18 protein-coding genes are annotated in these 21054 nt (G+C 40.3%); 10 read left to right on the forward strand and 8 right to left on the reverse strand.

Annotation, left to right across the window (positions count from 1 at the left end; translation table 11 throughout):
- The first annotated feature begins 65 nt into the window (after window positions 1–65).
- Window positions 66–845: a LexA family transcriptional regulator gene (locus FNH22_RS25475; RefSeq protein ID WP_143401336.1), complete on the forward strand. Its 780-nt coding sequence runs from the start codon at window positions 66–68 to the stop codon at window positions 843–845.
- On the opposite strand, the gene cls is transcribed toward FNH22_RS25475, so the two are convergent.
- Both cls and dinB read right to left on the reverse strand, forming a co-directional pair.
- Complete coding sequence (cls, locus tag FNH22_RS25480; RefSeq protein WP_143401337.1) at window positions 840–2297, reverse strand: cardiolipin synthase; 1458 nt, start codon at window positions 2295–2297, stop codon at window positions 840–842. The two genes, FNH22_RS25475 and cls, sit on opposite strands and share 6 nt — an antisense overlap.
- 155 nt (window positions 2298–2452) lie before the next feature.
- Window positions 2453–3667 (reverse strand): DNA polymerase IV, encoded by a 1215-nt coding sequence (gene dinB / locus FNH22_RS25485; protein WP_143401338.1) that lies wholly within the window; start codon window positions 3665–3667, stop codon window positions 2453–2455.
- Window positions 3668–3957: 290 nt separating this feature from the next.
- On the opposite strand from dinB, the gene FNH22_RS25490 reads away from it, so the two are divergent.
- A complete protein-coding gene (locus tag FNH22_RS25490; RefSeq protein WP_185154405.1) occupies window positions 3958–4527 on the forward strand; it encodes a redoxin domain-containing protein in 570 nt (189 codons plus the stop codon).
- 12 nt (window positions 4528–4539) lie between these two features.
- Entirely contained in the window at window positions 4540–6315 is a 1776-nt protein-coding gene (locus FNH22_RS25495; RefSeq protein ID WP_185154406.1) for a PAS domain S-box protein, read from the forward strand.
- Between the two features lie 14 nt (window positions 6316–6329).
- Here FNH22_RS25495 and FNH22_RS25500 read toward each other — a convergent pair whose 3' ends face one another.
- The 4 genes from FNH22_RS25500 to FNH22_RS25515 form a co-directional block, all read right to left on the reverse strand.
- Window positions 6330–6932: a tetratricopeptide repeat protein gene (locus FNH22_RS25500; protein WP_185154407.1), complete on the reverse strand. Its 603-nt coding sequence runs from the start codon at window positions 6930–6932 to the stop codon at window positions 6330–6332.
- Between the two features lie 70 nt (window positions 6933–7002).
- On the reverse strand, window positions 7003–7743 hold the full coding sequence (locus FNH22_RS25505; protein WP_143401342.1) for an alpha/beta hydrolase: 741 nt from the start codon (window positions 7741–7743) through the stop codon (window positions 7003–7005).
- A 51-nt stretch (window positions 7744–7794) separates the two neighbouring features.
- Entirely contained in the window at window positions 7795–8610 is an 816-nt protein-coding gene (locus FNH22_RS25510) for a DUF3108 domain-containing protein (RefSeq protein WP_143401343.1), read from the reverse strand.
- Window positions 8611–8667: 57 nt separating this feature from the next.
- Window positions 8668–9480, reverse strand: coding sequence for a 2,3,4,5-tetrahydropyridine-2,6-dicarboxylate N-succinyltransferase (locus FNH22_RS25515; RefSeq protein WP_143401344.1), 813 nt, complete (start codon window positions 9478–9480; stop codon window positions 8668–8670).
- A gap of 36 nt (window positions 9481–9516) precedes the next feature.
- Here FNH22_RS25515 and FNH22_RS25520 point away from each other — a divergent pair, with 36 nt between their 5' ends.
- The 7 genes from FNH22_RS25520 (at window position 9517) to FNH22_RS25550 (ending at window position 15952) form a co-directional block, all read left to right on the forward strand.
- A complete protein-coding gene (locus FNH22_RS25520; RefSeq protein ID WP_143401345.1) occupies window positions 9517–10632 on the forward strand; it encodes a glycosyltransferase family 4 protein in 1116 nt (371 codons plus the stop codon).
- 267 nt (window positions 10633–10899) lie between these two features.
- Complete coding sequence (locus FNH22_RS25525; RefSeq protein ID WP_143401346.1) at window positions 10900–11556, forward strand: metal-dependent transcriptional regulator; 657 nt, start codon at window positions 10900–10902, stop codon at window positions 11554–11556.
- The gene (locus FNH22_RS25530) at window positions 11541–12458 is read left to right on the forward strand and encodes a metal ABC transporter solute-binding protein, Zn/Mn family (protein ID WP_143401347.1); all 918 of its coding nucleotides are present in this window, start codon (window positions 11541–11543) and stop codon (window positions 12456–12458) included. Before FNH22_RS25525 ends, FNH22_RS25530 begins: the two co-directional genes overlap by 16 nt.
- Before the next feature lie 20 nt (window positions 12459–12478).
- Window positions 12479–13291, forward strand: a complete 813-nt coding sequence (locus FNH22_RS25535) for a metal ABC transporter ATP-binding protein (protein WP_143401348.1) — start codon at window positions 12479–12481, stop codon at window positions 13289–13291.
- Window positions 13291–14580: an iron chelate uptake ABC transporter family permease subunit gene (locus FNH22_RS25540; protein WP_143401349.1), complete on the forward strand. Its 1290-nt coding sequence runs from the start codon at window positions 13291–13293 to the stop codon at window positions 14578–14580. The genes FNH22_RS25535 and FNH22_RS25540 overlap by 1 nt, the downstream gene beginning before the upstream one ends.
- A gap of 58 nt (window positions 14581–14638) precedes the next feature.
- Window positions 14639–15055 carry a four helix bundle protein gene (locus FNH22_RS32995; protein WP_143401350.1) on the forward strand — a complete coding sequence of 139 codons (417 nt, stop codon included), beginning with the start codon at window positions 14639–14641 and terminating at the stop codon, window positions 15053–15055.
- Between the two features lie 6 nt (window positions 15056–15061).
- Window positions 15062–15952 (forward strand): metal ABC transporter permease, encoded by an 891-nt coding sequence (locus FNH22_RS25550; RefSeq protein WP_143401351.1) that lies wholly within the window; start codon window positions 15062–15064, stop codon window positions 15950–15952.
- Between the two features lie 79 nt (window positions 15953–16031).
- On the opposite strand, the gene FNH22_RS25555 is transcribed toward FNH22_RS25550, so the two are convergent.
- On the reverse strand, window positions 16032–17654 hold the full coding sequence (locus FNH22_RS25555) for a hypothetical protein (RefSeq protein WP_185154408.1): 1623 nt from the start codon (window positions 17652–17654) through the stop codon (window positions 16032–16034).
- A gap of 17 nt (window positions 17655–17671) precedes the next feature.
- On the reverse strand, window positions 17672–20332 hold the full coding sequence (locus FNH22_RS25560) for a leucine-rich repeat domain-containing protein (protein ID WP_143401353.1): 2661 nt from the start codon (window positions 20330–20332) through the stop codon (window positions 17672–17674).
- Window positions 20333–21054 lie beyond the last annotated feature (722 nt).

The raw sequence follows: 21054 nt of genomic DNA on the forward strand, positions 1-21054 counted from the left end.
TTTACGAGCAATAATACCAAAAGTTTTGGTTTTGCAAATATTTTTAGCTTTCTAATTTTTAATTAATGTCACAAATAGGCAAAAACATTAAACGCATAAGGTCTGCTAAAAAACTGAATCAAAGTCAGTTTGCCGAAATATTCGGACTAACCCGAGGTAGTGTAGGGGCTTATGAAGAAGGACGCGCAGAGCCTAAAATCGACACCATCATACAAATAGCCAATAATTTTAGCCTCTCTATAGATCTATTACTTAACAAAGAATTAACTGTAAATGACCTTTTTCATTTCGATGTGCTCCACCAAAAATTAGACGAAGCCCATCATTTTCAAAAACCTGCAACACAAGCCTTCAGAAAAGGGGGAATAGGACTGGTAAGCCTAGAAAATCAATTGGAATACATCGTCAATCATACTAACAAAGATTTTATTTCCCACCTCCCCTACATAGAACTTCCCATCAATTTCAAAGGAACTACAAGAGCATTTGAGTTAAACGGAAGTGAAATGGAGTACAACCAAAACGGGCTACACCATGGAGACATACTTCTTTGTTTACAAACCGTAAAAACAAAAACAAAAACAAAACCCGGTGACGTTTATGTGATTGTTCATAAAGAAGGAATAATCACCCGGCGTTTAAAGTCTGCCGCAAAATCGGGAATGAATTTTATAAGTGACGACCCCAATTATGCAGATATAGAATTTGCTACGGATGATATACTGGAGCTATGGAATGTAAAGGGCGCTTACAGCACCTATTTAAACCCTCCAAAAATGATTGAAAACAGGGTAATGCTACTTGAGAACAGGCTTAATGAGTTGGAAAAAAAAATCAAATCATAACAAAGGACTGACTATTCTGGCCATTGATTCTTTTATTTTCGACTGAACAGGTCTTTTTCTAAACTCATCCAGTTCAAGTTTTTTACTGGAAGAAAGGTCATCCAAAAAGGACGCTTCCAGCTTTGAAACAGCTTGTTCATCATACATTAAGGCATTCACTTCAAAGTTTTTATCAAAACTTCTCAAATCCATATTTGCCGTACCCACTGACCCGAATATGCCATCTACCATTAATATCTTCCCATGATTAAAGCCTTTCTGGTAAATATAGATATCTACTCCGGCATGTAGCAATCCGGCAACGAACGACATAGAACTCCAAAGGTGAACAGAAATATCCGAACGCCCGGGAAGCAGGACCTTTACCTTTACCCCACTTAAAGCCGCTGTCTTCAATGCAGTGAGAATACTTTCATTAGGAATAAAGTAAGGGGTAGAAATATAGATGTGATGTTCTGCAGTGACAATAGCCATAAAATAAGTTTGCATAATACTGGCCCAATCCGAATCCGGTCCACTGGCTGTAATTTGCACCAAGTGCTCATCATCAACATCATGTTTTGGGAAATAGCGCATATCGTTTAAAGACGTCTGGCTCACAAAGTACCAGTCGGTAAGAAACACCGCCTGTAAGCTATGTACCGCATCACCTTCCAGCTTAACGTGCGTATCTCTCCAAAAACCCACTTCTTTTGCTCCGTGAATATACTTATCTGCTACATTGATCCCTCCAACATACCCTACAATACCGTCTACAATAAGTATCTTCCTGTGATTTCTATAGTTAATACGGTGTGTGAACATAGGAAACCTGACAGGCATAAATGCCTTTACTTCAATTCCTGCATCTTCTAACGTATTAATAAACTTTTTTCGCAATCCCCAACTACCTACATCATCATAAATAAACCTCACCTCTACGCCCTTTTTAGCCTTTTCCATCAGCAAAGCAGCTATTTTATTTCCTATTTCATCCTCCTCATATATATAGTACTCCAAATGGATGTGATCCTTTGCTGCATTTATAGCTTCAAGAATGGAGGCGAAGGTATCTAAACCATTATTTAAAACTTCTATCTTATTCTTATGGGTAAGCAATGCCTTACTGTTATTGATCAGAAGCCGCATGATATGTTTTTTATTCCTGAGTTTCGGGTCCCTTTGAATAAGATCATTCTCCAGATCATCCATCTGATAAGGCTCAAATGTTTTGATACTTAGATAATCCGTTAGCCCTTTTCTGGAGAAAAGTTTTTCTTTTCTGAAATTTCGCCCAAAGTTCAAATACAACACCATACCCAGCACAGGAAGCAATATGACAACGATCAGCCAGGAAATGGTTTTTATAGGGTTATTATCTTCCAGTATAATGATGAATACCGTAAACAGGATAGTAGCAAGGTAGGAAATGCTAAAAACCAGGGTGAGTATGTTATAAGCGTTCCAGGTCATATTACTGATCTATTGAAAAGCCCGCTCCGCTAAGATAGCCCACCTGATCAAAACCTCCTTATTTAAGGCACTTGATATCCAGCTTATTGTTAATAGTAATACATCAAAACACCCTGTCCTTTTTACAAAAGGTTTTCAATCCAGGAAATTACCGGTCAAATTCTTCTGTTTGCCAGCAAAGGTGGCGGCTCTCCTTTAAAAGGATTAAACCGGCTGATCGTTTTTGCCTCTATTCCCGCCGCCCTGAGCAGGCTTCTGTCTCCATGTTTATCTCTTATCCAATCCATGGCCTGGTAAAGGTTGATCATTTCCAGGGAATCTTCAAATAAATTGATTTGATACCCTCCATTTACCAAATGACTAAATCTCACACCAATAAGCCTGACCAGCAATCGTTTATTATATAATTTATCAAACAGCTCCGTGACCCTGGGAATCAATATATGATCTGCTGAAGAATAAGGTATTTTGGACTGCAGCGTATATGTATTAAAATCAGAGTATCTCACTTTAACAGTAATACATGCCGTCAGTTTTTCACCTCTGCGCAGTTGAAATGCCAGGTTCTCCGCCATCGCCAGTATTATCCCCTTAAGCTTTTCTACATCCGTGGTGTCTTTATCAAAGGTGCGCTCTGTAGAGATTGATTTTCGTTCAGAATAGGGGATTACAGGAGAGCTGTCAACCCCATTCGCTTTATTCCATATGGATACACCATTTTTTCCAAATACGTTTTGCATTAACTCAAGGGGCATTTCCTGTATCGATTTTATCTTCTGCACTCCCAGACTACATAACGTATGGTAGGTCTTCTCTCCTATCATAGGGATCTTCTTTACAGAAAGAGGGGCTAAAAATGGCTTTTCAACTCCCTGATCGATCTGCATTTGGTTATTAGGCTTAGCTTCTCCCGTAGCCACTTTTGAGACCGTTTTATTACCCGACAAACCAAATGAAATAGGCAGTCCTGTATCTATCATAATTTTCTTCCTCAACCCTGAAGCTATTTTATAGCTATTGAAAAAGCGATCCATCCCTGAAAGGTCAGCATAAAACTCATCAATAGACGTTTTTTCGTATACAGGGACGCTCTCTTTTATGATCTCCGTTACTTCTTCAGACTTTTTACTATAAATACCGGAATTACCCCTGATTTGAATCGCCTCCGGACAAAGCTGTTTTGCCATTTTCATAGGCATGGCAGAATGTATCCCAAATACGCGCGCCTCATAACTACAAGATGCCACTACCCCCCTGTCCGTAACACCTCCTATAAGGATAGGCTTACCCACTAACTTCCTATCCAACAATCGCTCACAGGAAACAAAAAAAGTATCCAGATCCATGTGAAGAATTGAGCGGTGTGTCATATGGTAAAAATACTAAAAATATTAGTTTTAACTAATTTTAAAAAATTAACACCTTATAAATCAGTTACTAACAATGCCAAAAATCACACATAAAACATTCGAAATGGCTCGATTCCTTACATCAAGCTAACAAAAGAGCATTCTCATCTGTTTTTGTTCAATTGATTTAACCAAATTACTGCCACAAATAAGTAAACTATGAAATATGTACACGTAGTTCATTTTTAATGAAACTCAAAATATTAACATATACAATTCTGTTTGTCAGCATATTATCTCTTATAGGGCTAATGTTTTGGAAACAAGAATATAAATTTCTTCAGCCGACGCCAATACCTGAAAATTTAAAAACCATACATAAGGGTGATACGCTGGATATTCCTTTTTTAAGAACATTTCAAAAAAACACCTATATCCATTTTTACAACTATGATTGCCCATGCTCCAGGTTTAATATAAAGGAGTTTCAGGCCATGGTGAGAAAATACGATGATCAGATAAAGTTCATTGCAGTGCTTCAAACTGAAGATAACGATGCAAAAGCAATAAAAAAATTTAAGAAAAAATATGACCTGGGGATAGAGACCTTACTGGACCCGAAAGGAGAAATTGCCCATACTTTGGGTGTCTACAGTACTCCGCAAGCTGTTATTCTGAAAGGAAACACTTTATTCTACAAAGGCAACTACAACAAGGCACGATTTTGCTTATCCAAAAATACCCGGTTTGCTGAATTAGCCCTGGCTGCACTTCTTAATAATGAACCCTCTCCTTCCTTTCCAGCTATTGCAGAAATTGCATATGGCTGTGAGTTACCCATAAATTCCACCCCAAAAAAACGTTTTTATAACCTTTTTTAAAAAATGATTTATATGGATTATACTGAACAAGTAAAAACTTTTTTCAACAAAATTTATTCAAAATCAAATAAGGTCATTGAGGTATTACTGATAGGTTATTTCCTTTTTGGCATCTTTCTTTCCTTTTTTTATGACACTTATTTTGTGGGGATTAGTGTCGGTTTGCTCAACCTGACTTTATATTTCAGCGCTAAAGCCTTTTTCAAAGGCAGCAGGATCAATCAATACATCGCCAGCCTTGTAGCTGGTATTTTTATGGCCCAGTTCATCTATCAAATGCACGGCATGTTTGAAATGCATTTCACAGCATTCATAGCTATCATAGCTTTGATCACTTATCAGAATAAGTATGCATTTCTGCCTCAATTGATCTTTGTGCTGATCCATCACTCAGTATTTGCTTACATTCAATACATTGGGGTAGTCAATGAAAATGAAGCCTATCAACAGATATACTTTACACAACTTGAGTATATGGACTTAACTACCTTTTCCTTCCATGTCGGCCTGTATGGCATAGGCATTGTCCTGGCTATTTCTTATACACACATCCTTGAGAATAATACAACCCAAAATGCAGAAAGCATCATTAAGCTAAGGGAAATGGAGGAGAGGATGCTGGACAATATTCAATTTGCCAATAACATCGCTGAAGGCAGCTATGAGACAGCTTATGAACCGAACGAAGATGATAAAATGGGATCGGCCTTACTTAACATGCGTGATAACCTTAAATACAGTACAGAACGGGAAGGTCAGGAAAAGTTTATCAATGTTGGTATTGCAGAAATCAGTGAGATCATAAGAAAGTATTCAGAAAACCTGGATGACCTTTCTTTTAATGTTATCTCTTATTTGTCCAAGTACTTGAAAGTTAATCAGGGAGGTATATTTATCTTAATGGATGATGGTGAAGAGAAGTACCTGGAATTAAAAGGGTGTTATGCATATAACCGTAAAAAGTTTGCTGAAAAACGTGTTGCAATTGGTCAGGGACTTGTAGGACAATGTTATATAGAAAAAAGTATTATCCGCCTTAAAGAAATCCCGCAAGACTATATCTCCATTACCTCAGGGCTGGGGGAATCTACTCCCAGTAACCTCATTATTGTACCTATTATGAATGATCAGATCATAGAAGGTGTGATGGAATTGGCTTCATTTCGTGATTTCAATGAATATGAGATCGAATTTCTGAATAAAGTGAGTAAGAGTATCGCTGCCATCATCACTTCTGCAAAAGTAAATGAGCGAACTAAGGTGCTTTATGAGCAATCTCGTGAGCAGGCAGAGATCATGAAATCACAGGAGGAAGAGATGCGGCAGAACATGGAAGAGCTCTCAGCCACACAAGAAGAAATGGAAAGGAAATCTTCAGAGTTTGAAAGTCGATTCAATGCTTTAAATGAGAGTGGGATAGGTTCAATAGAATTTGATATCACAGGAACTATTATAGATGCAAATGATTCATTCTGTGACCTAATGAAATATTCTAAAGAAGAGCTTAAAGGGTATCATCACAAAATATTTGTAGACCCTGAATACTCAAAAAGTAAAGAATATCAAAAATTTTGGAAAGACCTGGCGAATGGCATTGCATATAAAGGAGAATTAGTTCGCTACACCAAGTTGGGTAAGCTTATTCATTTGTATGGTACATATAAAGTGTTATATGATCGAAGTGGTAAGCCAAATGCAGTTTTAAAATTTGTGTTTGATATAACACCTTATGTAAAAGGCAATGAATCATCACAACAAAAAGGTAAACTAGCTGATTCTGTCAGCTAATCCCCTGATCCGGGTTAGCGGCAATACTTTTTGACGAGGTCATCGGCCTGATCAGCCCCTAATGACTTTGCCAAATTAAAATCTGCACAGGCTTTGCTGGTTTGCTTTTTATAGACGCGTAGTGAGCCCCTGGAAAGGTAAGCATCTGCAAACTCTTTGTTGATACTTATGGCAGCGTTATAAGAAGTAAGTGCTTCATCTAACTGACCTAGTTTCTGGTGTGCTTTGCCTTTTAGCGTGTAAGCCAATACGTTGTTTGCGTCAAATTCTAAGGCTTTATCGGAGAAGAAAATAGTATTTTCATAGTCTTTCAGGCGATGGTAGTAATCATTGGCAATACTCAGGTATCCGTTAATATTTAGGGGATCTTCTTTGATAACCTTCCTGAAATCCGTGAGCGCTTTATCATATTGTCCTAACTCTTCATAGGCCCTTCCTCTATTGTATATAGTTTTGATGTCTCTTGGCTGCATGCGCAAATATTCCGTGTAGGCGGCTATGGCCTCCTGATATTTCCCTTCTTTGAAATGCTGATCTCCCAGTTCGGAATTTTCATTTTTGCAAGAAGATAGGGTCAGGCACCCGATTAACGCAACTAATAAATATATTCTCTTCATCAATACCATCTTTATAAAAAAAGTGGCACTGTATACAACGCCACGGGCCGCAAAGATATGGAATAATTTGTCAAATGGATTTTAAAAACGTCTCAACTGCTTGCCAATACTCTCTGGAATCTGAAAACTTTTCCCAAAGCGCGCGTGCGCCATGGTTACCGGCAGTATCAGGAATAAAATACTTCTTTTTATCGGAAGGAATAGCCACATAAATACCCCACCAATTATTCTTCTCTCCTTTTGCAGAAGTGATAAAAACCGGTTGATGGATCTTTATAGCACTAGAAGTAACAAAGTCCCTGGGTTTACCCTGTGATACAAAGTATTCTCCAGGAGAAAATGCTAATGCAGCAGATACCAGGTCAGACATGTCTCCGGCTATTTTAAGCGTTAATGCCGAAGAATATGAACTCCCCCATACTATAAGCTTACCTTCTGCAAAATTTGCTGAAGCGTAGCGTATAGCCGCTTCCATATCTGGTAGTGAATGGACATATTGTGTTTCTTTCATTGCTTTCACTGCATTCTGCTTAGTGATATTCTGTACATCATTGACACTACCTCCTGACCGAAGGTCTACAGCCATACAGTTGTACCCTAACTTATTAAGTCTTGGGGCTATTTCAATATATTCTCCTCTGCTCCAGTTTGCCTGATGAAATAGAATAATAAAAGGCGCCGTCTTTGGGTGGACTATATAAAGTTCAGCCGCTACCTGCAATCCGTCTGCAGATTCAAAATAAATGGTCTCTGCTTTGTGGATAGTATAAGAAGTAAAAATCAGAGTAATTCCAAATAGATATTTGATCATAGTAAAGATTTTTGATATTTAGTTTGGGTAAGACCAACTCTGATAGCATTCTTATTTAACCAGATTTAATGGGTTTTTTACATTTTCGTAGGATTTCAACTCTACTCCAACGTTACCAATAAACATTTTAGCCTGGACTTTTAAAGGGACTTTGTTTTCATCATCAGATATCCAGGCCAGAATAGAATCCTCTCCATCAAAAAGTTCATTATTAGGCATGATAGGTTCTAACTTTATCGCCTTAAACTTTCCTGCTTTGGTCTTGATCTTATCTTTACCTCTATACTTGATATCCAATTCATAGAATGCATCTTCGAAAAATCCCGATATCCTGAATATATCCCCTTTGGCCATGGAAGAAAAGTCTATAGTTCTGAGGTATAAATACCCCGCCAGCATATCCCTTACTTCTTTAGGAGCTACATATACCTTAGGTTCTTTGAATTCACCTGTTTTCTTATTCTTGACTTTGGCTTCTATCAGGTTCACTCTATGGTCAAAACGTACCACTTCATCTTTTTTATACCCTCCCTCTCTTATCTTTCGGTATGAAATATGGGGAACTAACGCAGAAGAATCCACATAGGCACCCCAATGATCGTTGACATTGGCAACCCAGTCTACCATACCGGTGGTTTTTCCATAGATATCTACTTTATAACAATCTCTATGGTTGACTTTATAGAATTTATTATCGATGAGCATTTCAGCCTCTCCAATATTGAATATTCCAAAACTGATTTTATACTCTAGCTTTTCACCCCGGGCAAAGCTTTTATAGGGAATTGACTTATAGATGGAATCATCACTTACCGTAAATGAGGCAAGCGTAACTAAAAGTAATAATGAGTAAAATAGCTTTGCCATAGTCTTTAGCCGCTTTGTTCGTTAATACAATCAGGGTCAACAAAGTAAGTGCCAAAATTAAACTGCCACATTATTTTCTCTTAATGCGTCATTCAGAGACGTTTTTTTGTCAGTGCTCTCTTTTCTGGTGCCAATAATAAGTGCACAAGGCACTTGAAATTCACCTGCTTTAAACTTCTTAGTATATGAACCCGGTATAACCACGGAACGTTCAGGCACGTGCCCTTTCATCTCAACCGGCTCATCTCCTGTCACGTCTATGATCTTAGAGCTGGCTGTAAGCACTACATTCGCACCAAGTACTGCTTCTTTTCCGACCCGTATACCTTCCACCACTATACAACGCGAGCCAATAAAGGCATTATCCTCAATAATAACGGGAGCTGCCTGAACAGGTTCCAAAACACCTCCAATTCCTACTCCGCCACTTAGGTGTACATTTTTACCGATCTGCGCACAGCTACCCACTGTGGCCCAGGTATCCACCATTGTACCGCTGTCTACATATGCACCGATATTTACATAGGAAGGCATCATCACCACTCCTTCGTTGATAAAAGATCCATACCTGGCTATGGCGTGAGGCACTACTCTTACCCCTAATTTTTTATAGTTATTTTTTAACCTGATCTTGTCATGAAACTCAAATGGCCCCACCTCTATGGTTTGCATTTTCATCAATGGGAAATACAAAATGACTGCTTTTTTTATCCATTCGTTCACCACCCATTCGCTGCCATTAGGAGACGCCACACGTATTCTTCCATGGTCAAGATCATCTAGTATAGTTTTGATAGCTATTTGGACGTCTTTTTCGCTAAGTAATGATCGATCATCCCAAGCTTTTTCTACAATTTCCCTTAATTCCATTTATTGATATGAATTTATCTTTTATTATTACTTCCTATGTCTAAAACCAAAATCGTACTCGCCTCTGTGCTGAAACCAATAAATGACACACGTATGTACGAGAAGATTGGTATTTCCCTGAGCCAAACAAAGAAATATGAAATTAATATCATAGGCTTTTGGGTAAAAAAAAAACCAAAGTTTAACAGTTCACTAAAACTGTTCCCTGTTTTTAAATTTGAAAGGCTGACATTCGGGAGACTACTGGCACCTATTACCTGCTTTAAAAAATACCTTCAAGTTAACCCTCAACTTATCATAATCAATACCCATGAATTACTGATCGTTACAGTAGCATACAAAATAATATTTGGCAGTAAAATAGTGTATGATGTACAAGAAAATTACTATAGAAATATTCTGTTCGGGAGTAATTTTCCCGGTATCATTCGCCCATTATTGGCAGGTTACGTAAGACTGAAAGAGTGGATGACACGTCCATGGATTGATCATTATCTACTCGCAGAAAGAGCATATCAAGAGGAATTCCATTTTACCCGGGGAAAGTATACTGTGATTGAAAACAAGTATAAGCCTGCTACACGGATCTCAGCACCCGTCCGATCTCCGAAAAAAATGACACTACTTTTTTCGGGGACTTTGTCAGAGACTACAGGAGTCTTTGAAGCCATCCGATTATCAAAAAAACTATATCAACTTGATGATACTATCCGCTTAATTATTATCGGATTTTGTGCTCACACCGGCACCAGACGTAAGCTTAAAATGGAGGTACAAGGTCACCCATTTATAGAACTCATCGGTGGGGATTACATGGTCCCACATAATGAAATAGTCGACTACATTCAACGTTCAAATTTTGGGATAATCAGCTATCCCAAAAACAAAAGTACAGTAAATGCTATCCCGACAAAACTATACGAGTACCTGGCATTACAACTTCCTATTCTACTTCAACATCACAGAGGCTGGGAAAGTATATGCGCATCTTATAAAGCCTGCCTGGCAATGAATTTTGATACGGTTAATGAGCGCGTAATCCTTGAGAAAATGAAAACCACCACTTTTTATACTCAGGTTCCAAAAGAGGAGGTTTTATGGGGTTTTGAGGAAAAAAAACTTATTCAATTAATGGATTTTTTATTGACATAAACAACTATATATCAGATACTTAATTAATATTAAATCAAGTAATAGATCAATAAAAAAACCTTACTAAAATGACTCTTTTTAGTACTTTTTCTGAATAATCTTCATTCAAAACACCATGCCGGACCATTTTTCCCGTAATCTCGTAATTACTACAACAGACAGAAACCCCCTAAATATGCTTTAAAGAAGCTTTTTCAACATATTTACATTGCTATTAAAAATATTTTTAGATTAATCTAAAAATGGTATATTTGTAAAAAAGCCGCAATGCTCAGTTTTGCAGAAGAGAATTATCTTAAAGCCATTTACCATCTTTCGGAACAATCCGGGGACAGTGTATCCACGAATGCTATAGCGGAAATACTCAATACCAAGGCAGCTTCTGTAACGGATATGATCAAACGGCTTTCCGGTAAGGGCATCCTCTCCTATCAGAAATACAAGGGTGTAAATGTTTCCGAATCCGGAAGGAAAGCAGCCCTGCAGGTCATCCGAAAACACCGGCTCTGGGAAACATTTCTGGTGGAAAAATTAAAGTTTAACTGGGATGAAGTACATGATGTAGCAGAGCAGTTAGAACATATTAAATCTCCTCTGCTGATCAAAAGGATGGACGAGTTTTTAGGATATCCAAAATACGATCCGCATGGCGATCCGATCCCCGACGAGCATGGTGAATTCAAGGCCAAACCCCAGGTAGCTATCAGTGAGTGTGAAGTAAACCGATCGGGCATTGTGGTATCGGTCAAAGATGACAGCCCTGAATTTTTGAGATACCTGGATAAGATCGGGGCCTATCTTGGTGCTAAGGTGAAGGTATTGGATAAAGTAGATTTTGACGGATCCATGGAGATCCAAATTGATAACAAAAAAATAGTATTTATTTCTAGAGAGGTTTCGGAAAATATATGGATTGCAGATTGATTTTTGCTCTGCTGGCAGCGGCACTATTTACAGGCTGTAGCAGTAGTAAGACAGAAGATAAAACAGGCCGCTTGAATATTGTGGTCACCACAGGTATGATTGAAGATGCTGTAAAAAATGTAGTAGGTGATTCAGTACAAGTGACAGCATTGATGGGTCCTGGGGTAGACCCTCATCTTTATAAAGCAACTCAAGGTGATTTGAAAAAACTGACCCAGGCAGACCTGATCTTTTACAATGGTCTCCACCTGGAAGGTAAGATGGGAGAAGTACTTGAAAAACTAGGTCGCGTGAAACCCGTGATAGCAGTTGCTGAAGGCATTGATAATTCACTATTACGGATTGTTCCGGAGTTCAATGACAGCGCTGACCCTCACATTTGGTTTGATGTCAGTCTATGGAAAGAAGCGGTCAAAACTATTCTTTCAGGGATAACGGAATTAGACGGGAAAAACAATGGCTATTACAATGCCAATGCAGAGAATTATCTTGTTCAGTTAGATTCGCTTCACCGCTGGGTGAAATCACAAATACTGACCATACCTGAACAACAACGCACTTTAATTACCGCCCATGATGCCTTTGGCTATTTCGGGGAAGCCTATCACATAGACGTTCGGGGATTGCAAGGAATTTCTACGCTCTCGGAATATGGATTAAGAGACGTATCTGATCTGGTTAACTATATCACAAAAAATAAGATCAAGGCGGTATTTGTGGAAACTTCCGTATCTGAAAAAGCCATTAATGCTGTAGTACAAGGGTGTAGAGATAAAGGCTTTGAAGTACAGATCGGAGGCAATTTATACTCTGATGCCATGGGTGAATCCAATACGCCGGAGGGAACCTACCTTGGTATGGTAAGGACAAATGTCAATACGATCGTAAATGCTTTAAAATAACCGAGGAGAAGGATATGAAGATGAAAGACACAAATAACATAGCGCTGGAAATCCATGATTTGACCGTATCTTATGATAGAAAGCCTGTTTTATGGGATGTGGACCTGTCATTGCCTAAAGGAAAGCTGGTGGGCATAGTGGGGCCTAACGGTGCGGGAAAATCAACGTTGATCAAATCGGTCATGGGCCTGGCGCCAAATAGTAGTGGATATGTACGTCTTTTCGACCGGAACCTGGAGCAAGTGCGACAGAGCATTAGTTATGTACCTCAACGGGAATCTGTGGATTGGGACTTCCCGGCTTCCGTACTTGATGTAGTGTTGATGGGAAGGTATGGTAAGCTAGGACTTTTTAAACGTCCCCGGAAATCTGATAAAGAGGTAGCCATGGATAGCTTACGAAAAGTGGGGATGGAAGCTTATGCCAAACGACAGATCTCCCAACTATCGGGAGGGCAGCAGCAACGTGTATTCCTGGCCCGTGCCCTTGCGCAGCAGGCAGAGCTATATTTCATGGACGAGCCTTTTGCAGGGGTTGATGCCGCTACAGAAAAGATCATCATAAGCCTGTTAAGGGAGATGACTGAAAAGGGAAGCACCGTAGTGGTGGTACATCATGACTTACAATCCGTAACAGAGTACTTTGACTGGGTCATATTATTGAACATGAGATTAGTGGCATGCGGACCTACAGAAGAAGTATTTACCTCTGAACTTTTACAAGAGACCTATGGAGGAAAATTAACACTACTGAGTGAAGTAGGCAATATGATGAAACACAAGCATTTTCCTAATCGTGAGGTCTCTAAGGCAACTAACACCGGATCATCGTAATGCAAAGCCTGCTTGACTTCTTTTCATTCACCGACCCGAATATCCGGTATGTGGTATTGGGTTCGGTATTACTTACGGCTAGTTCGGCTATTGTAGGGTCCTTTACCTTCCTGAAAAAGAAAGCGTTGGTAGGTGATGCCGTGGCCCATTCAGTACTTCCCGGAGTATGCCTTTCATTTATTCTCGTAGGTGAAAAAAATCCATTCGTATTGATCATCGGGGCCTTTTTTACGGGATGGGTCTCTTTGTTACTTATTGATGTCATCACGGCAAAATCCAAGATCAAAGAAGATACGGCTATCGGGTTGATCCTGTCTGTATTTTTTGGGATCGGTATTTTTATTTTGACGATCATTCAAAAATCCGGCATCTCTTCTCAAACAGGATTGGACCAATTCTTATTTGGTAAAGCAGCCTCCCTGGTAGGTCAGGACCTGCTCATTTTTGGAGTGGTAGCCGGCATTTTGGTAGTTACCGTTTTCCTGTTCTTTAAAGAATTCACATTAATAGCCTTTGACGAAGCATTTGCCAGCACCATTGGTGTACCTGTAAGAGGTGTAGAACTGGTACTTACTACACTTACCGTACTGGCCGTTGTCATCGGCATACAAGCTGTAGGTGTTGTCCTTATGGCCGCCATGCTCATTACTCCTGCTGCGGCTGCTCGCTTCTGGACCGAAAAGGTCAGTGTAATGATAGCACTGGCAGCTTTGTTCGGGGCTTTGAGCGGTTTATCGGGAGCATACATTTCTTACATCGCCCCTGCTATGCCCACGGGCCCCTGGATAGTAGTGGTAGTATCAACTATCGCATTTATTTCCTTTTTTGCAGCTCCTAAAAAAGGAATTTTCTACAGGTTATACCACCAGGCTAAGATCCGGGCAAACATGAATGACGAGAACATTCTGAAGGCATTGTATCACCTGGGGGAAGAAGAGAAGAATTTTTACGAGCAACGCACTACTGAAGATATCATGGCTAAAAGGGCCTTCGATAAGTCTATGCTTACGAAAGGACTCAAAAGGCTTAAAAAAGAAAGATATATATCAAAAAAGGACAATTACTGGGCTTTATCACGGGAAGGAAAAGAAAAAGGGCGGCGTGTAGTGAAGTTACATCGATTATGGGAACTCTATCTTACCGAATATCTTAGAGTAGCCCCTGACCATGTACACGACGACGCTGAAACCATAGAACATATCCTTACGCCAGAGTTAGAAGCACGATTGGAAAAATTACTGAATTATCCTTCGGTGGACCCGCATCAGTCGGAGATTCCGTATGGGTAGATGCTGGGTGCTGGGTGCTGGGTGCTGGTAAGTTTGTATCTATTAAGAGTATGAATATATGAGTTATCAAAATTTAGAAGTTTATCAATTGGCAAGGGAGAATTCGAATTTGGTTCATGAAATGAGTTTGAAACTACCAAAGTTTGAATTGTATGAAACGGGAAGCCAGATTCGAAGGTCAAGCAAATCTGTGCGTTCCAATATTGTAGAAGCGTATGGCAGAAGAAGGTATAAAAATGAGTATATAAGGTTTCTGATTTTCGCCTTATCATCCAACGATGAAACTCTGGATCATATCGAATCTCTTTTTGAAACTCGATCTCTTATTGATCAGGAGTTATATCACCGGCTAGTTAAGCAAACAACTTTATTGGGAAAGAAGCTGAATCGCTTTATATCTTCAATAGAAAAGATACATGAGTCTGGTCCCAGAGCACCAGAACCTAGAAACCAGAACCTAGAAACCAGAACCTAGAAACCAGTGGAAGCTCTTTACATCATATTAGCCGGTTCGTTAGTGTCCATTTCCTGTGGACTTTTGGGGTGCTATCTCATTTTGAGAAAAATGGCGATGGTGGGTGATGCCATATCTCATGCGGTGTTGCCTGGTATAGTGATAGCATTTTTGATTTCGGGATCGCGGGATTCTTTTATCATGCTGGCAGGGGCAGGTATCATTGGAGTATTTACTACTTTTTTGATAGAATTTTTTCATAAAAGCGGCCGCCTTCAAACAGATGCCTCTATCGGCGTAACTTTTACCTGGCTTTTTGCCATTGGTGTGATTTTGATATCTGCCTATGCAGGCAAGGTAGATCTGGACCAGGACTGTGTCCTCTACGGTGAAATAGCCTATGTACCCATCGACCTGTGGATCACTGATTCGGGAAATATACTTGGCCCCAGGGTTTTATACATTGCTGGCACAGTGCTTCTGATAGTTGTATTATTTATCATTTTCGGGTACAAAGAGTTGTTTCTGACCACATTTGATCCTTCTTATGCGGTAGCAATAGGCATATCCACCACACTTTGGCATTATCTGTTAATGGGTGCTGTTTCACTCACTACGGTAGCTTCTTTTGAATCTGTAGGCGCTATCCTGGTAGTAGCATTGCTCATAGCACCTCCGGCTACGGCTTATCTGATGACCGAAAATCTTAAAAAAATGATGATTATAAGCGCAGTGATAGGGATACTGATCTCTATTACGGGTTATTATCTGGCGGCTTCCTTAGACGGATCCATTGCAGGTGCCATGGCTACTATGGCAGGTGTTTTCTTTGGACTGGCCTTTCTTTTTTCACCAAAAGAGGGAATTATCTCAAGGAAGATGCGAGCTGTGGGTGACAGGCGCCATGCGGTAGAATAAATGAATGTTATGGCCAAAGACCAGGGAAATTTTTATCGCACCGAAAAAGAAATGATATAATCATTGGTTTCCCTGCTTTTCAAAGGCTCATATTGGCACGATGGCGGTCTTTTTCCCGTTTCTGCTTCAAGCGGCCTTCCATATTGACCCTGGGTCTTTTTACCTTTCCAAACTTCAGATCAAAGACAAATCGTACATTGAACTTTCGGAAATAGACTTCTTCTACACCGCTTTCAAAGCTGTATAAAGCTTGTAGGTTACCCTTCACGGTATTAAAAATATGGTAACTCTTCCCAACACCAACGAGGTAATTACCGGACCAGGAATATCTTGTAGGACCTTCCACGGTACTGAATTTTGTATACTCATAGGCACCAATAGCATAAAATCCTTTGAAAACAGTGAGGTATTGAAAATGACGCCAGCCGTGTACCGGTCTTTCGGTGATGAATTCACTTTGCCTGTCATCATATTGTACCCGGTACCCATACCCCACCCCAACAGTCCAGAAGCTGGTCACCTGATAGCCTAATTGTGCGTAGAGGTCCAGTTGATGGGTGTCATTCACTTTTTGATATTGCAGGGCAAACGATAGAATGATACGTTCCTTGATCGTTTTCCCTTTGACAGGGTCTTTCTTTTTTGTTTCGAATACTGTTTTTCTATCCCCGGCAAACGCTTTTTTATGATTGGCCAGTTTGGTAATGGCGGGCTGCAACACTTCCGTTTTTTTGCTTACGAGATCAGTAGCCACAACCCGTGCTTTTTGATACATATTCTTTTTGATGAACTCAGGATCTGTATATTGCTTGTATTGGTCCAATTTTTCGGTGTCGGCAGTCATTAGGCTTCTGGCATCAGGCCTTTCCTCTAGCATCGACAATTCCTCTACTCCACGTGCTTCTTGGTCAATCAATGCGTCTACATTATTGGCTTTAGAAGTATATTGTTCTGTTTGTTCTGTGTAGCGCTCTGCATTTCCCTGATATCCGGCCAATTGATCTGTACTTTTTTTGAGCGCATTGCTATGATGCGTCACCTGGTCAATGGCATCCAGTCTTTCCCGGTCTATTCCAGGTATTTCAACCTCGGGAGTTTGCCCTGTTAATGATCCGGCTGGCAATTCCGGCAAGGTTATGTCCGGAGCCAGTTCTCCTGTTAAATCACCTGAAGCATCAGGCAAACTATTTATCGAAGGTATAAAAGGCACTGCTCCTACCTCACTATCCGGTATCCTATCAGCCATTTTTTTTACAGGCAAGTTTCCCACCTTTTCAACCAGGCCTTCTTTCCACTGCTGCGGCTTATCTTTTACTTTTTGAATGACGTGCCGGGACTTTTCTGTCAGCCTTCCCTGGAATTGCCTCGCGGCTTTTCCAAGCGTGTCATAAGGAACTTTGAGGCCAAGGGTATCAGGCCTCATTTCATTGATTGAGGTGTGTAATCGTTGGGTTACGGTATCCGTTCTCATACTGTCAAAATAGATAAAAGCATTCAACGAATCCAGGTAGTGCTTTGAAACGTTTGAAAGAGAATCCGACACAGCCGGCCCCTCTTTCATTGTAAGGCTATCCAATGATATCAAAAGGCTATCTTGTAAATATGACTTTTGCTGTGCATGGACAGCGGAACATAGGCAGATCAATACCAGGGCAACGATTCGTAAAAAAAAGGGATAACCTTTCTGCATTACATTGGACATTACTGCCTATTTACTTATTATGGTGATGGGGTTCCCAACGGGATCACCCTACCTCCTTCTTCTACCAGCAAGCCTCCTCTTAACTCCGGCCGCTCTTTCGTGAGTACAATATCACCATAAACCGTCACCCTGCCATTATTTACAGTCAAACTGGTATAATCAGTCTCTGCCGCCAGTTTCAGGGTAGCGCAATTTACTTCATTGCTCAACATTACTTCATGATCCGCTATGATCACGTTATCTGTCGATCGCTTGGGATAATCATTAACAAGAGGGCCTCCTTTAGTGTGTGACCATATCTTATCGGTCCAATTGCCATCAGCTACCGCCCAGTACATATTAGCACTGTCTACTGCTTGCACAGGTAATGAACGTGTCACAAAACCGCTAACCGTAACATGACTAATTTCACTGCTGTAGGCTTGATAATTTTCTTCCTTCGGGATCTGTAATTCTCTCTGAGCGGTGCTTACCTGCACGGCATTATTAAACCAACGGTACTGGGGGCCGCGATAGTTAAAGTCAGCGGTATAAAAAAGTGTATTACGTGTACGATCAAAATACAGTGCTGCATTTTGCGGGCCAAGCGTTAGCTTATTGGTATTGTACTCCCCATCATTTATGTTTCCGTTTTGACCAACGGAAAGCCCCATCCCTTCAATGATATCTTTCAACATGAGTTGATTATCCGCAATATTTAAATTCAAATCAAGGCAAGAAGATGTACAACGGGCATTTATGGAGGTAAACTGATTGCCACTTACATTAATATTTTCAGCATTATTAAGCATATCTGCAGGTAATACTATATTGCCATAAAATCGGTTATGAGACAAATCCAACTCGACCAAACGTCCTCCGAAATCCCACCCATACTCAAGAATATTTCCGGTAAGCCTGTTATTACCTAACCTTAACTCATATAAGTTAGACAGGTTATTCCAGTCATAAGAACCATCTGCAATATTTCCTGAAAACTCATTATGGTCCAATAAGAGACGCTGCAAACTACTTTTTAAAGCACTATGAGGTATAGGACCATAAAAATGGTTATGGTCCAGGTGTAAAACTACTAAACGAGACATCCCTTCAAACAGGTCATCCGGTATGGTACCGCTAAGATCGTTTTCCTCAAGCGTGAGTGCTGTAAGCTCGGTAAGATCTCTCATTTCGTCTGGCAGGTAGCCTACGAAATTGTTTTTACTAAAATCTAAGCCAATGGCATTAGGAAATGCTTTTAGCCAGAAGCTGATATCACCTTCCAGGTTATTATTGCCTAACATCAAAACTTTAAGTTGAGAAAGGTTGGAAAAATCAGCAGGTATTTCACCGGTAAAGTTATTGCCTGCCAGGTGCAGTTGCCTAAGGTTTGTATATGTCGTGATAGTCCCTGGAATAACACCCTCCAATCCACATTCGTTAAGATTCAGTGTAGTGAAGTGTTCAAGATTTCTTAAGCTACCGGGAAGTGGCATTTGTATGGCGGGGTTACCACCCAGGTTAAGCCGTTCCAAGGCCAGTAACTGGTCCAGGTAATCTGGAATGGCACCGCTCACTGCGTTTGACGGTAGATCTATGGCGGTCACATCAAGGTTTTCAAAGGTGATCCCATGCCAGTTATTCAGATTCGCAGACTGTTTCCAGCCAGAGGACACATTCCATGAGGGCCCGTCCATATCATCGAAGAGATCAGATAGTATCTGCCGCTCGGTAGCATCCAGTACTTTTCCTTCATCCGTTACGGTAATACGCCGTGTATCGAATATCAGACATCCGTTCGACGTGGTATGGGTAAAGGTAATGGTATGCGTACCTACTCCTGCCTGCCTCGGATGGAACACATTAGAATTTGCCCCAACACCGGCCCCACTCCACCTTCCACCGGACGGGCTGTTACCGGTAAGGGTAATAGGTGCGTCGGAGATCGTTAAGTTAACAGAAAGTTGAGGACCGGCATCCACAATGACCCTGGGATATACATTAACCGTCACAGTTCTTAAATCTCCGGTACAATGCGAATTATTTTGACGTACTTTAAAAGTTCGGCTCGCAGTGGCAGAAGGAATGATTAACCGGGAGTTCCCTGCCCCGCTCAACTGTACGCCGTCTCGTGAAGGGTTAACTACTTGATTGTTCGCATTAAGCCAGGTATATGAGCCCGAAGGATTAGCAATAGCAAGTGTTGCGCTTTCGCCATAACAAACGTTAGTGGTTGAAGGCAACGAGGGAGGCCCGGGCCTGTGACGTACTGTAATCGTCTTTCGAAGTATGCTGCTGCACGAGCCAACAACCACTGGTCCTGGTGGGTTATCCGGATCTGGAAAAGGACCAGGGCCTACCGGGTCATTCAATATTAAATCCGTGTTGAAACGTACGCTATATTCTGCCGTAGATTGTAAATTTGATACAGTAACTGTGGCCTTGTCATTATAACTTGAAATAAAATTGCCATTTCTATACCAACGAATACTCTTATAATGGATATTTGCATCACTCCTTGTTGAGCGGACTATTAAGCGTAACGTCACGCTACTACCCGGGCATACTGTATTTACATTATTTACACTTTTTAGTTCAAAAGTGCACTGTGCGTATGAAGCATTGACAATCACTACCCCTACTAACGTGGTTACGAAAAATATAATCAGCTTGTAAATAATCTTTCTTACTGGGTCCATCCTGGTTTATAATCTATATCTTTTGATCCACATATGGTTTAAGAATATCGCCGGTATATCGATCAATCTGTTTTAAATGATTTAAAATTAAAAAGCATGTTCCAACTTTTTGAGCTTGTTTATTTTCGAGGATCCTATGTTTATTCAACCTCTCAAAAGAGTTATTATTTTAATCACCGGACTTGTAATGCTTGGAATGCATCGGCTATTGGCAACCACTGACGCTGATCTAACCAACCTTTATTAATGTTTACTTGAACTAAAGCCAACTGTTTTTTTAATCGTGCATTGTTAAGTGCTAAAAGGCCCGCTTTTGTAAACTCACAAACCCTCGTTTGCAACAAGGGTTTGTGAGGCAATTCTTTGATTCTCTTAAATGTAGCGTATCTGTGGAACTACTACATATTATTTAATTACTCCCCCAGAAGAAAGGTCTCCAGTAACGTGAAAAAACTGCATAGGTGTATTGTTTTCTCCAAATGTTTTAATTGCAGCTTCAGGCATACATTTACCCTGGTTAAGACCATTGGACTCTACACCTATTTCGGTAAAAGCAAAGCTAGCAAAAGGCGTCTTTTCTATTCGGTGTATTGATTAAAGGTATCCATCCGAAGAACCGCATATTTCAAAGTTGGCCTAAACCCTGTAATCTTGCGTGATGAAAAGACACGACGCTTCAAAGATGCAAGAGCATTACGAAGAGTGGCTGCTATCGGGCAAGA

Origin of the sequence: Fulvivirga sp. M361 (genome assembly GCF_007097395.1) — a bacterium.
GTDB lineage: Bacteria > Bacteroidota > Bacteroidia > Cytophagales > Cyclobacteriaceae > Fulvivirga.